Raw genomic sequence first — 12,866 nt, 5'->3', positions numbered from 1 at the left:
CCCACACGAACACCTTTTGATACCAGGTCGGATGAAGTTTGACCTGTCATTCCCGGCCGAGCGCAGCGAGGGGAAGGGAATCCAGGCGCGGCAGGGCTCGACTTTTGGCCTCTGGATTCCCTTCCCGCCGCCTTCAGCGGCGCCGTCGCCCCGACTTGCATCGCAAGTCGGGGCTGAGAATGACAGAACTATAGGTTGCACATACGAGTCAGACTTTATGCAACCTAAAGCGTTTTGCGATTCGACGGAGCCACCAAGAACCGCAAAGACGCATCGAAACAATGAGTTAGAGCGAACAAGCGTTCAGTCATGAACGCGCTTTGCTCTAGTGTAAAAGCACCGCATAGGAACGGGCGGATCCCTACCCTCGTCCACCCGGAAGCTGGAGGTCGCCTTCTCCCGGGAGGACGAGGCCGAAACCCGCCCGTCATTCCCCTCGTAGCAGGGGGAAATGCGTGATGATCAGGCCGCCTTGCTCTCGGCCGGCGCATCCAGCGTCTGCAGGACCTCGAAGCCTTCGAAGACAGGGTGGCCGAGCGTCAGCGCCGGGCCCTTGCCGGCATTGCGGTGCGACAGACGGAAGGCCTCGGACTGGGTCCAGGCCTCGAAATCAGCCTTGGAACGCCAGACCACATGCGAGGAATACAGCACATGGTCCTCCCGCTCCGGACCGCGCAGCAAATGGAAGGAGACGAAGCCCGGCAGCTTGTCGATATGCACTTCACGATCGCGCCAGACGGTCTCGAAGTCCGCGGTGGACTCCTTCTTCACCTGGAAGCGGTTCATAGCGATGAACATGGGATTTTCCTTTCGTTGAACTTACTTGGCTCGTGTGTAGTTGATCGGCAGAATCGTGTTGAAGCGCCCGCCAGGCGGCGGCGGCGGCGATAGGCTGCGAATGACTGCGACAGCAGCCGCGTCCAGGTCCGGCTCCCCGGTACTCTTCACGAGCCGAACGTTTCCAATGGTGCCCTGGCCGGTCACGACAAAGCCAACCTTGGCTTCACCGGTAGCCCCCCGCGCCTGGGCACTTGCAGGATAGCGCTTTCGGGCACGCGCCTGCGCGACCAGGATCGCGCCATAGGCCTGCTTGGTCGCCCCGCTTGTCGTGGCATTGCTGCTGGCACCGATATCCGAGATGGCTCCTTCGCCTCCTCGCTGGATCTTGGCCTTCGTCGTCTTATCGTCCAGCTTGGCCAATGTCCTTTGATTCGGCTGCGGTTTGACCACCGGTTCCGATTTCTTGCGAACATTCTTCCCTGGCTTGAGCTTTTCGGCCTTCAGAGGCTTCGGCTTTTCTGGCTCAGGCAGGAGGGGAACGATCTTAGCGGGCTCCGTCGCAGGAACAATGACGGGCGCACTGGTAACGACATCCGGACTGGTCGTCGTGACGATTTCCGGGGCGAGCGTTGCCAATTGCCGCGGCATAGGCACAGTGGGCGTGTCGACCGGATCCTGCGAGGGGGTCTGTTTCGGCGGAACGACATCGGGTTGAGGCGGGGGAGCCACCATCTCGGCCATCACGGCATCGGGTGGCACGACCTCGGCTGTATCTTCGGGCGCCGTCTCGCCTTGCTCGTTGAGCGTCGCAACTTCCTTGGCAACCTCGGTGCTGTCATTGCTGATCATGTCGCTCGACGGTGCCGGCATCAGCGATGCCTCGATCGGACGATCGAGACGCGTTTCCACGCCGTCATGCGGCACCATTACCCAGGCACCGGCGAAGACAGTCAGATGCAGGAGTGCTGCTCCCGCGATCATGCCGACGCGCCAGTCCCTGAAGATGTCGATCGATGTCATGGCTGCACGATCACGGCCGCGGGGCCGCGTTGTCGGCCTTGCCGATGAAGGCGAGCTGGCTGACGCCGTTGCGGCTGAGATTGGCCATCAGATCCAGCACCTTCTCATAAGGCACGCTGGCGTCGGCACGGATATGGGCCATCACCTTGGGATCGGCGGCGAGACGGGCGCGGATATCGGCGTCGAAAGCCTCGCCGCTGCGGGCGTCCTGCCCGATATAGAGCGAGCCGTCCGCCTTGATGGAAACCACCAACGGCTCCTTGGTGGGTGACATCGCCGCCACGCCGCTCGCCTTGGGCAGATCGACCTTGACGCCGGCCGCCAGCATGGGCGCCGTCACCATGAAGACGATGAGCAGCACCAGCATCACGTCGACGAAGGGCGTCACATTGATGTCGGAGACGGCCTTGGGCGCCCAAGACCCATAGCCAGACCCTTCGCCGCCTTCGGGCTCCTGGAGGGAGAAGCTCATTCCGCCGCCTCCCTGAAGCCGGCAACCTTGATGGGCGTGCCGCGGCGGGTCGCCATGGCCTCCGCCTCGCGGCGCAGGATCTGTTCGAACAGCCGGCCGAGGCCGGCCATGCCCTGCGACAGGCGGTTATAGGCGATCAGCGCGGGAATGGCCGCCACCAGGCCGAGTGCCGTGGTGAACAGAGCCTCGGCAATGCCGGGCGCCACTGTCGCCAGCGAGGTGTCATTGGCGCCGGCAATGGCGGAGAAGGAATTCATCACGCCCCACACCGTGCCGAACAGGCCGATAAACGGCGTCACGGCGGCAATGGTCGCGAGGATCGACAGGCCGGCATCGCTGGCGCCGACCAGCCCGCCAGCGGCCTCGCGCATCGCCCGCTCGATGCGCCCCCGATACTCGCCGCCGGTCTCGCCGGGGACGGCGAGTTGCGCCGACTGCTCCCCCTGCCCGTGAAGGCTCTGGGCCAAAGTCGGCGCGGCGCCAAGGCCCTTGGCTGTCGCGGCTCGGAGAAGCCGGCGCAGCCTCCCCTGTCGCCTTACCGTCTCGAAGCTCAGCCCCCAGGACAGCACCGAGGAGATCACGAGGATCAGCATGACGGCCTTCACCACCGGATCGGCGTTGAGCAGCATATTCACGAAGGAAAAATGCGTGGCGGTTTCGGTCATGGCACTCTCGCTCTCACTCTTTGTTTCGACGCCTGCTTGAATCAGGCCTCAATTGAAGAATTTGGCCTCACTTGAAGAATTTGGGTCCGGCCTTCGAACTGACGCTGACCGCCTCGAGACAGGAAGCTTCCCCCGCCTTGGCATTGACAAACTGGCAGGTCGGCACGTCGTTGAGCAGGATGCTGCCGATACCGTCGCAGGCGAGTCCCGCGACGTCGAAGGCCTTCACGATGGTCTTGTTGGCAGGGATCGGGGCAAGATCGACGGCCAGACGCTTGGCGACAACGCCGTCCGCGCCGAACATCACCAGATCGGCGCGCAGGCTCTGCGCCGCTTCCGCTCGCCCGTTCACCAGCACCATGGTCAGCCGGCAATTGCCATTCTGGGTCTCGAGCTTGTTGAGATCGATCGACACATCGGCAGCCAGGGCCGGCAGGGGCGCCATGACGGGCACCAGCACGGCGAGAACGGCGGCGAGGCGGGACGGTTTCATCATGCGGCTTGATCCTGTGGAACGGCGTGCATGATGCTGGGGCCGCCATCCTGGATGGCCGTGCCCACGCGCACCTTGAAGACACGCTCGATGAGGGAAGGTGTAAGGGTTTGCGCCCTGGCGCCCTGCGCCGCAATGCGGCCGCGATCGAGCACCAGCGCGTCGTCGCCATAGATCGAGGCCAGCGTCAGATCATGCAGGGTGACCACCACGGTCGCGCCCTGTTTCGCCAATTGCCGGGCCTGGCCGAGCAGGCGGTGCTGATGCTCGGGATCGAGGCTGGAGACCGGCTCGTCCAGAATGACGAGATGCGGCTCGCCCGCCATGCTGCGGTCGAAGATCTGGGCCGCGGCCTTGGCGAAGGCCACGCGCTGGCGCTCGCCGCCCGAGAGCATGGTGACGGGGCGGCGGGCCAGGGAAGCGAGATCGGCGCTGGCAAGCGCGGCCGCGATCGCGGCCTTGTCCCGCGCGGCGCGCGGCGTGCCGGCATGGCAGAGCCGGCCCAGGGCGACGATGTCCTCGACGCTGTAGGCAAAGGGGCAATCGAAATGCTGCGCCATATAGGCGCGCTGGGCCGCCATCGCCTGCGGGCGCAGGCCGGCGAGCGGGCGGCCATCGAAGTCGATCCCGCCGCCGGCCGGGCTCATGGCACCGCCGATTGCCGCCAGCAATGTCGTCTTGCCGGCACCATTCGGTCCCATCACGATGAGAACACGGCCTGATATGGCTGAGAACGAGATCTCGTGCAGCACCGGGCGGCCGCTGCGTTCGACCGTGAGGTTACGGACCAGAAGATTGCCGAACTGGAGATTGCCATCTTGGAGGCTCATGCGCGCTGGGCCTTTTTCAGAATGGCGATGAAGATCGGCCCGCCGATCAGGCTGGTGACCAAGCCGATCGGCAACTCGGCCGGCGTGATCGCGACCCGGGCCACCGTATCGGCAGCCACCACCAGAGCGGCCCCGAGCAGAGCCGAAGCCGGCAGCACGAAACGGTAGCGCTGCCCGCCCAGCAGGCGCACGCAATGGGGCGCGATCAGGCCGACAAAGCCGACCAGACCGGTAAAGGCGACGGCCGCGCCGATCGCAAGGGCGGTCGCTGCGATCACGGTGCGCTTGAGATGGACGGTGTCGACGCCGGAGAGGAAGGCTTCGCTTTCGCCGAGCGTGAAGGCGTCGAGCCCGCGCGCCTGCCGAGCCAGCAACACCGTCGCCATCGCGAGTGCCACGCCCGTAGCCATGACGGCGACCCAATTGGCGCCCGAGAGCGAGCCCATCATCCAGAACTGGATCGACCGGAGCTGGGTATCGTCGGCGATAGTGATGAACAGGCCGATCACCGCCATCGCCAGGGCGTTGATGCCGATGCCGGCCAGCAGGAGATTGGCGATGCTGACATGGCCGTCACGGTCGCGCGCAATGCGGTAGGTGAGCACTGTGGTCAGCCCGCAGGCCGCAGCCGCGGCGGCGGGCAGCGCATAGCTGCCGAGACCACCCGTACCGCCGACATGTTCCAGCAAGACGATGCCGGCGACCACGGCGAGGATGCCACCCGAAGCAGCCCCCGTCAGGCCGGGATCGGCCAGCGGGTTGCGAAAAAGCGCCTGCATGCCGGCACCGGACATCGCAAGGCCCGCTCCGACCAGCATGCCCAGGAGCACGCGTGGCAGACGGATATTGACCAGGATGCCCGAATAGAGGTCCCAGCTGCCAGTCGCGGCCGAGAACCAGGTCGAGACCGGGATACGCACGCCGCCGAAGCTGAGGCCCATGGCCAGGGCCGCTGCCAGCAGCAGCGCAAGGCCAGCCTGAACCAGTGCCTCGCGCCGGCGTGGCGAGAGAGCTTGGGAAAGGCTTCGCGGCGTGGCTTGCACCAGACTCATCACCCTACCCCGAGAAGCGGTCCGGATGCAGGCGGCGCGCCAGCGACTGGATCTGCGTGGCGGCCGACGGCCCGAAACTGAACAGCGTGGAAAGATCGGTCTCGACCAGCCGGTCGGGCCTGCCTGCAAAGGCCGAGGTCAGTCCCAACTGCTCGAGAAAGACCGCCGCGCCGCCGGTGTTGGAGACGACAGCGCTATCCGCCAGGATGAAATCGGGCGGCGTGGCGGCGAGCACCTCGCGCGACACCGGCTTGAACAAGGGGAAGTCTCCGAACGCATTGGCGCCGCCGGCCAGGGCATAGGTGGCATCGACCAGCCCCATCTTGCCGCCCGCCATCGGCGTGCCGCCGTCGATGGAACGGATGAAGCCGATCTTGGGATGGCTGGTGATGCCGTCGAGACGCTTGGAGACATCGGCCATGGTTGAAATCACCGTGCCCGCCAGAGCCTCTGCTTCCTTCTCGCGCCCGAGCAAGCCGCCGACATGCTTGATCTTGGCGGCCATGCCCTCCCCGTTCAAGGGGAAGGAAACGATCTCGATGCGCAATCCGGTGCTGCGCAGTTGCTCCACCGCGGTCGGCGGTCCCAAATCGCGATTGGCGATCAGGAGGTCCGGCTTGAGGGAGAGGATGCCTTCCACCGAGATCTGTCTGAGATAGCCGATGGACGGCAGTTTGATCACCTCAGGCGGCGCCTTGGAGGTGGTATCGACGCCCTGGATGACCGAGACGCCGGCAAGCTTGGCCACGATCTCGGTGACATCAGCGCCGGCGCAGACCACGCGCTGGGTGCCTTCGGCGCGAGCTATGCCCGGCAGGGCCAGTAAGGCGAGCGCGCCGGCCAAGACGCCCCCTGCCAGGACATCACGACGGCTGAGTTCGGAAGTTCTCATCACCGCCTCCTCACTTGCCCGCGAGCTTGACGGTAAGCGCGAACTTCGCCGCCAGTCCGGTGGAGTAATCGGAATTGAGGAACGCCTTGTAGCGGCGATCGAAGATGTTATCGACCGCCAGGCTGGCGCTGACATTATCGCTGTATTTGTAGCTGGCGAAGACGTCGACCAAGCCATAGCCGCCGCTGGGTTCGGTCACCCTGCGGGAGGTCGCACCGACCAGGGTGACCCGCGAACCGACGGTCAGGCGATCATCCCAGAAACGCAGGCCGACGGTACCGCTGACCTTGTTGGGCGCCACCGAGTTCAGCGGCTGGTCGGTCACCCGGTTCTTGCCGTTGGTGTGCGATCCGGCGATCGACACGAAACCGGCACCCCAGTCATAGGCAGCCTCGAGTTCGACACCCATCAGGCGCGCCTTGGCAATGTTCTGATATTGCTGGGTGGGGAAGCAGATCAGCGGGTTCGGATTGGGGACGTTGCAGACAAACGGGGGAATGCCCGGGAAGCCCGGCACATAGGGAGCACCGGCGACGATATCGATATAGTCGTCGACATTGTTGACGAAGCCGTTCAGCTTGGCACGAAACGTATCGCCCTCCCGGAAGACATTGTCATACTTGGTATTCACGCCGATCTCGAAGGTGTGGCCGACTTCGGGCCGCAGGTTCGGGTTGGGCTTGATGGGGAAGGACGGGATGGGATGAATACCGTCCATGAGCGTTTCGCTGATCGACGGCGAACGGTAGCCCTCCGCATAGGTACCGTAGAGTTCGATACCCTTGATCGGCGTCACGCCGATGGTGATCTTGGGCGACAGATGACTGCCGTCGGATTCGTACTTGCCGCCTTCGAGCTGGTAGTGATCGTAGCGCAGGCCTCCAACCACTCGGAGCCAATCGCCGTAGCGGACCTCGTCCTGGACATAGGCGCCGAGAAGGCGCCTCGTGCCCGACGGCGTGAAGGCGGTGACGAAGCCGCCGGCTCCGTCCCGCGTCTCGACCCGATCGAAGGCGGCGTCGACGCCATAGGTCAAGGCATGGTCGAAGGCTCCCGTCGAGAAGCGCGACGTATTATAGACGTCGAAGCCGAACGTCCCGACCTTGTCGGAGAGCTTGTCTCCCGGCTGCACGCCCAGGCTGGCATAGGTACCGGGAACGATGATCGTCTTCTCGTTCTCGGTTTCCGAATAATAGACCTTGGCGTTGAAATTGATCAGCGGGTTGTCGGGGCTTTCGAACTTGTAGCCGGCCGTGAAGGTCGAGGTGACAACATCATTGCGCCAGCGTGAATTGCCACGGCTGGTATTGTTGTTGTCGAAGTCGAACTTCTGGCTCATCGCGCTCAGGCTGACGGTCTGGCCGTCGCCCGGATGATAGTTGAACTTCAGCAGACCGCCGAAATTGTTCTTGCCGGTATAGGTGACGCGATCGTTGTTGCCGTCACGATAATCGCCGGCACCGCGATAGATGAACTGGCCATAGATGTCGGCGACCGTGCCGAAGCGCATGCCTGCCGAGGTCGAGGTGAAGGCGCCCAGACCATTGGAGGAAACGCCGACCTTCTGCTCCACGCCCCAATTCTGGTCAGGCGTCAGGATGGAATCGATGCCGCGGGTGGTGAAGGAGGCCACGCCGCCGATGGCACCCGAACCGTAGAGATTGGAGATCGGGCCGCGCACGATGTCGATATTGTTGATGAATTCAGGCTCGAGATAGAAGCTGCCCTGCGCATTGTGACCGGTGATCTGGTAGTCCTGCCGCGCACCGTCGACCAATACGTTGACGCGGCCGAAATCCTGCATGCCGCGAATGTTGATCGACTGCATGGGATCGTTCGAACTCACCTGCGTGGCGACGCCCGGCACCGTCTTCAGCAGATCCGAAACCGAAGCGGGCTGGGCCCGGTCGATCTCCGCCTGGGTGATCTGGCTGACACCGCCCAGCGTGTCGATCAGCTTCTCCGAGGTCTTGGTCGCCGTCACCGTCACGGTATCGAGCACCACCGGCTCGTCGGCTGCGGCGGCCTGGCCGGCGGGAGCCTGCTGCGCGCGCGCCAACGTCACGCTTCCCGCCAGCAAGGCAAGAGCGGCTACCGTCGCAAGGCTGCGACTGCGCATGTAATTCGACCTGACCATCTCGGCTCCGCAACGTATAATTATTCAAAACTGCGCTGCAGATAATTTATCTTGTAGAAGCAGGCGCCGTTTCATACAGTTTTCAGCGATTTGCGGCAGCAAATGGGGTGTGTCAAGGGATTAATGCCTGATTATATTGATATAATCTGCGCAGTTTTGCTTAGTTCTAAACTGCAGTAACAAGCTTAGGTCCCAGTTTTGAATTTCTCTATTTTGCGCCGATCAGAACCGAGGGAAAGAAGGGAAATGAGCGAGTTAAAACAACGGTGGCAGGCTCTCCGGGAAAGTCAGTCCGGATTGCGCATTCGCGATGCCGCGGCGCAATTGGGGGTTTCGGAAGCCGCCCTGCTGGAGACCCGGATCGACGAAGGCGTGAGGCGCCTGGCCGTCCGGGTCGACGCGCTCTGCGCCGCCCTGCCGCATCTGGGTACCGTAATGTCACTCATCCGCAATGAGTCGGCCGTGCACGAAAAGGATGTCGCCTTTCCCGCCGGAGCCGAGTCGGATGGCGAAATTCGCTTCGCCGGCGAGGGATTCGGCCTTACCTTGATACCATCTTCGGTTGCACACGCCTTTTATGTGGAGGATGCCAACCCCAAGGGACCGTTGCGCAGCATCCAATTGTTCGATGCGGCGGGCGGTGCACTCTGGAAGATCTATGCCCGTGACAAGGCCGATCACGCCGCTTTCGAGCGACTGCTAGCCGAACTCGCCTGGCCGGGCGGCGTTCAACCCATTCCCTTCTCCCGCCCCGCCTCAGCATCGACGGACGCCGCTCCGGCCGGCAACCCGACCGACCTGCAGGCTGTGCTGGAGGCCGCCGCCGCCGAGGCCATTCCGGTCAGGCTGGAAGTCGCCAATCACGGTGTCAGGCAAAGCCATCGTGGGCCGCTGGCAAGGATCGTCAGGATGGGCCCCTGGCTCAACGTGCTCGATCCCGGCTTCGACTGGCACCTCAACGAGAAGCCTTTGTCAGGCGGCAGCATCGAGCTCGGCGACAGGCCGATCCTCGTGTTGCACCTCGCTTCGGGCGGCGAGGCGGCGCGGCTGCAGGCCGATGACGGCGCCACGGCCGATCAGCAGGCAGCCTGGCGCGACATCCTGGAGAAGGCGGTGGCGTCATGAACCAGGCCGTGACCGCGCGCCTCACCGGTGCGATCCCCACTCTCGCCTCGCTCAGCTTCGAGGAAACCACGCAGTTCTACCAGAGGCTCGGCTTCGAGGTCCTGCACAGCGACATCTCCTTCCTGCTCCTGCATCGCGACGGCGTGCGTCTCAGCTTCTGGCTGACGGGCAACCGCCGGGTGCCGCAGGCCACAAGCTGCTGGCTCGAGGTCACCGGCATCGCGGCCCTCTACGAGCATTTCAACGCGCTCAACATCGTGCACCGCAAAGGCCATCTCGAGGCCAAGCCCTGGGGAACGCATGAGTTCTCGATCACCGATTGCCATGGCAATCTGATCCGCTTCGCCGAGCAGTTGCAGGACCATTGAGGCTTCACAAGTCGCCCCCTGGCTTCGGTCCGGACCTTGTTCCGGCCAGAGCCAGGGGTTTCGCTCACAACGTCACCACGACCTTGCCGAACTGCTGGTTGCTCTCCAGGAAGCGATGCGCCTCGACGATCTCGTCAAAGGCGAATGTCCTGGCGATCACGGGACGGAGCGCGCCCTCCCGTACCCCGGCGAGAATGAAAGCCTTGGCGGCTTCGAGGCGCGCGGGGTCACCCGTGATCTCATGGACGAGATAACCGCGCAGCGTCAGGCTCTTGCTCAGCACCGTGAACAGCGGAAAGGGGGTCGGCTCGCTGCTCAATCCGCCATATTCGATCAAGATGCCGCCACGCGCCATGGCCGCCGTGAGGGGCAGGAAGAGCGGGCCGCCGATCGGATCGAACACCACGCGCACCCCTTGCGGACCGGCGATCGCCCCTAGCCGCGCTTCGAGGTCTTCCTCCTCGGCAGCGATGACGTCGCCTGCGCCATGATCCAGCAAGGCCTGCCTCTTGGCGGAAGTCCGGGTGATCGCGACCGGCTTGGCGCCGACACGATTGGCGATCTGGATCGCCGCCAGCCCCACACTGCTCGAAGCCGCCGTGATGGCCACGAAGTCCCCCGCCCGGATCCCGGCAATGTCGACCAGAGCGCCATAGGCGGTGAGATAAGGCATCCAGAGCGCTGCGGCATCGGCCCAGCCCAGTGACGGCGGATGCTTGACCACGAGTTCGGCGGGAAAGCTCGCCAACTCGCCATAGGCAGGCCAGCGCACCATCGATTGCGGCGGGACGATGCTGACGGCGTCGCCGAGAGAGAAACCGTCGACGCCGGCACCGATGCCTTCGACCACGCCGGCGGCTTCCAAGCCGAGCCCCGACGGCAGGACCGGCGTCTCGATATAGCTGCCTCTGCGCAGCAAGGCTTCCGCCCGGTTTAGCCCCAGCGCCTTGACCTGGATGCGGATCTCGCCCCGGCCCGGTGCGGGAAGCGCGATCTCCTCGATGCGCAGCACCTCCGGGCCGCCATGGCTATGGAAGCGAACGATGCGAGCCATTTGGTAGAACTCCTAATCAATGGAACCGAATATGGTATGCACCTCCTCATTTCCGGGATAAATGCTGTGTCAGGAAGAGCAGAAGAAACCACTGGTTTTGAATAATGGATCGCCTCGCGAGCATGGCCGTCTTCGTCAGGGCCGTCGATCTCGGTTCGTTCGCGGCGGCGGCCGCCGCGCTCGACTTGTCCGGGCCGATGGTGGGCAAGCATGTCCGCTTCCTGGAAGAGCGCCTCGGCGTCCGCCTGCTCAACCGGACCACCCGCCGCCAGAGCCTGACGGAGTTCGGACGTGCCTATTACGAGCGTTGCCGCATCGTGCTCGCCGAAGCCGAGGCCGCGGACGCCCTTGCCGCCGACCAATTGTCCGAACCGCGAGGCACGCTGCGGGTCGCCATGCCTGCTCTGTTCGGCCGCCACTGTATCATGCCGGTCCTGCTGGAGTTGGCGCGGCGGCATCCCGCCCTCGCATTCGATCTTTCGCTCGGCGACCCCATCATCGATCTTGCCGAGAATGGCTGTGATCTGGCGATCCGCACCGGCACCCTGGACGACAGGGCCGGCATCATCGCGCGCCGCGTCGCGCGCCAGCGCATGATCCTATGCGCCGCCCCGTCCCATCTCGCCGATCATGGTACGCCCATGCAGGTCGAGGACCTCGCCGGTCATGCCTGCGTCATCTATCGCCGCTCGGGCCGGATCCGTCCCTGGCTTTTCCCGACAGCGCAGGGACAGCCGCGGGAATTCATGCCGAACGGCCGGTTGCGGCTGGACGATCTCGCCGCCATAGCCGATGCGGCGGCGGCCGGCATGGGGCTGGCCTGGCTCCCTTCCTGGCTGGTCCGCGAACGTATTCAGGCCGGCGCCCTGGTCAAGCTCCTGCCGGACCGGCCCGATTTTCTCTATGACGCCTATGCGCTATGGCTGGAAACGCCGCATCTGCCGCTGAAGGTGCGCGTGACGGTCGATGCCCTGGCTGCAGCCCTGCCGGCGATGATGGCCTGACAGCCGGCCTAGAGCCAGTTCCAGAGGCAATCCGCGATCAGACCGGCAAACAGGATGGCGCCGGCGTCGCGGTTGGAGCGGAACAGGATCAGGCTCAGCGCGCCGTCGCGATGATCGAAGCGCATGACCTGCCGGGCGAGATGCACGGCAAAGCCGGCAAGACCGAGATAGGACAGGGGGCCGGCGCCATTGGTGGCCAGCGCCAGCCCGATCAGCACCACGGCACCGGCGTAGAACGCACCGACCGCACCGCGCGCCTTGTCGCCGAACAGCAGCGCCGTCGAGCGCACGCCGACGATCGCATCGTCCTCCTTGTCCTGGCAGGCATAGATAGTGTCATAGGCGATCACCCACAGCACCGATCCAGCGAACAGCAGCAGCGCCGGCAGGGCCAGCCCTGCCGCGACGCCGGCCCAGCCCATCAGCGCGCCCCAGGAAAAGGCAAGGCCAAGAACGGCCTGCGGCCAGGAGGTGATCCGCTTCATGAAAGGGTAGACGGCCACCACCGCCAGCGAGGAAATCCCCAGCAGGACGGCGAAAAGGTTGAACTGCAGCAAAATGACAAGACCGATCAGGCCCTGCGCCCCCAGCCAGACCGCGGCGGCAAGGACGGTGACCTGCCCAGACGGGATCGGCCGCGAGCGCGTGCGCTCGACCTTGTCGTCGATGTCCCGGTCCGCGAGATCGTTGAGCGTGCAGCCGGCGCCGCGCATGACGAAGGCGCCGATCAGGAACAGCGCCAGATGCCAGACTGTCTGGCCGGCCGCGCCATGGTGAAGGGCAACGAGGGCCGCCGACCACCAGCACGGCCACATCAAGAGCCAGCCGCCGATCGGGCGATCGGCGCGCGACAGGCGCAGAAAAGGTCGCCAGGCAGCCGGCGCGTGGCGATCGACCCAATTGCCGGTGGGTGCGTCGGCCACCTTGTTCGCCAGCCCGGTCAGACCAGCCTCGGCGGGACGCGGCACCATGCC

At 64.6% G+C, this 12,866-nt stretch carries 14 protein-coding genes; 3 read left to right on the top strand and 11 right to left on the bottom strand.

Features of this window, described 5'->3' with window-relative positions:
• Positions 1 to 462: 462 nt before the first annotated feature.
• The 9 genes from hmuQ to ACR9ZN_RS30430 all read right to left on the bottom strand — a co-directional run bounded on the left by hmuQ (position 463) and on the right by ACR9ZN_RS30430 (position 8,323).
• A complete protein-coding gene (gene hmuQ, locus ACR9ZN_RS30470) occupies positions 463 to 798 on the bottom strand; it encodes a heme-degrading protein HmuQ (RefSeq protein WP_105862441.1) in 336 nt (111 codons plus the stop codon).
• Between the two features lie 21 nt (positions 799 to 819).
• Complete coding sequence (locus ACR9ZN_RS30465; RefSeq protein ID WP_481273990.1) at positions 820 to 1,800, bottom strand: energy transducer TonB; 981 nt, start codon at positions 1,798 to 1,800, stop codon at positions 820 to 822.
• Positions 1,801 to 1,810: 10 nt separating this feature from the next.
• On the bottom strand, positions 1,811 to 2,272 hold the full coding sequence (locus ACR9ZN_RS30460) for an ExbD/TolR family protein (protein ID WP_481273989.1): 462 nt from the start codon (positions 2,270 to 2,272) through the stop codon (positions 1,811 to 1,813).
• Entirely contained in the window at positions 2,269 to 2,937 is a 669-nt protein-coding gene (locus ACR9ZN_RS30455) for a MotA/TolQ/ExbB proton channel family protein (protein WP_481273988.1), read from the bottom strand. The genes ACR9ZN_RS30460 and ACR9ZN_RS30455 overlap by 4 nt, the downstream gene beginning before the upstream one ends.
• A gap of 67 nt (positions 2,938 to 3,004) precedes the next feature.
• Entirely contained in the window at positions 3,005 to 3,433 is a 429-nt protein-coding gene (locus ACR9ZN_RS30450; RefSeq protein WP_434955344.1) for a hypothetical protein, read from the bottom strand.
• Positions 3,430 to 4,260 (bottom strand): ATP-binding cassette domain-containing protein, encoded by an 831-nt coding sequence (locus ACR9ZN_RS30445; RefSeq protein ID WP_481273987.1) that lies wholly within the window; start codon positions 4,258 to 4,260, stop codon positions 3,430 to 3,432. Before ACR9ZN_RS30445 ends, ACR9ZN_RS30450 begins: the two co-directional genes overlap by 4 nt.
• Positions 4,257 to 5,312 (bottom strand): FecCD family ABC transporter permease, encoded by a 1,056-nt coding sequence (locus ACR9ZN_RS30440; protein ID WP_481273986.1) that lies wholly within the window; start codon positions 5,310 to 5,312, stop codon positions 4,257 to 4,259. The genes ACR9ZN_RS30445 and ACR9ZN_RS30440 overlap by 4 nt, the downstream gene beginning before the upstream one ends.
• Before the next feature lie 4 nt (positions 5,313 to 5,316).
• On the bottom strand, positions 5,317 to 6,204 hold the full coding sequence (locus tag ACR9ZN_RS30435) for a heme/hemin ABC transporter substrate-binding protein (protein WP_481273985.1): 888 nt from the start codon (positions 6,202 to 6,204) through the stop codon (positions 5,317 to 5,319).
• A 10-nt stretch (positions 6,205 to 6,214) separates the two neighbouring features.
• Positions 6,215 to 8,323: a TonB-dependent hemoglobin/transferrin/lactoferrin family receptor gene (locus ACR9ZN_RS30430; RefSeq protein ID WP_481273984.1), complete on the bottom strand. Its 2,109-nt coding sequence runs from the start codon at positions 8,321 to 8,323 to the stop codon at positions 6,215 to 6,217.
• A gap of 264 nt (positions 8,324 to 8,587) precedes the next feature.
• On the opposite strand from ACR9ZN_RS30430, the gene ACR9ZN_RS30425 reads away from it, so the two are divergent.
• Positions 8,588 to 9,466 (top strand): ChuX/HutX family heme-like substrate-binding protein, encoded by an 879-nt coding sequence (locus tag ACR9ZN_RS30425; RefSeq protein WP_481273983.1) that lies wholly within the window; start codon positions 8,588 to 8,590, stop codon positions 9,464 to 9,466.
• Positions 9,463 to 9,834: a VOC family protein gene (locus tag ACR9ZN_RS30420; RefSeq protein ID WP_149251795.1), complete on the top strand. Its 372-nt coding sequence runs from the start codon at positions 9,463 to 9,465 to the stop codon at positions 9,832 to 9,834. Before ACR9ZN_RS30425 ends, ACR9ZN_RS30420 begins: the two co-directional genes overlap by 4 nt.
• Before the next feature lie 64 nt (positions 9,835 to 9,898).
• Here the strand turns inward: ACR9ZN_RS30420 and ACR9ZN_RS30415 are convergent, their stop codons facing one another.
• Positions 9,899 to 10,888, bottom strand: coding sequence for a zinc-dependent alcohol dehydrogenase family protein (locus ACR9ZN_RS30415; protein WP_481273982.1), 990 nt, complete (start codon positions 10,886 to 10,888; stop codon positions 9,899 to 9,901).
• A 104-nt stretch (positions 10,889 to 10,992) separates the two neighbouring features.
• On the opposite strand from ACR9ZN_RS30415, the gene ACR9ZN_RS30410 reads away from it, so the two are divergent.
• Positions 10,993 to 11,892: a LysR family transcriptional regulator gene (locus ACR9ZN_RS30410; protein WP_454813096.1), complete on the top strand. Its 900-nt coding sequence runs from the start codon at positions 10,993 to 10,995 to the stop codon at positions 11,890 to 11,892.
• Positions 11,893 to 11,900: 8 nt separating this feature from the next.
• Here the strand turns inward: ACR9ZN_RS30410 and ubiA are convergent, their stop codons facing one another.
• Positions 11,901 to 12,863 (bottom strand): 4-hydroxybenzoate octaprenyltransferase, encoded by a 963-nt coding sequence (ubiA, locus tag ACR9ZN_RS30405; RefSeq protein ID WP_454813095.1) that lies wholly within the window; start codon positions 12,861 to 12,863, stop codon positions 11,901 to 11,903.
• Positions 12,864 to 12,866: the final 3 nt, after the last annotated feature.

Source organism: Labrys sp. HAY1-8F (assembly GCF_056754975.1).
This window is presented reverse-complemented; position numbering and strand designations above follow the sequence as displayed.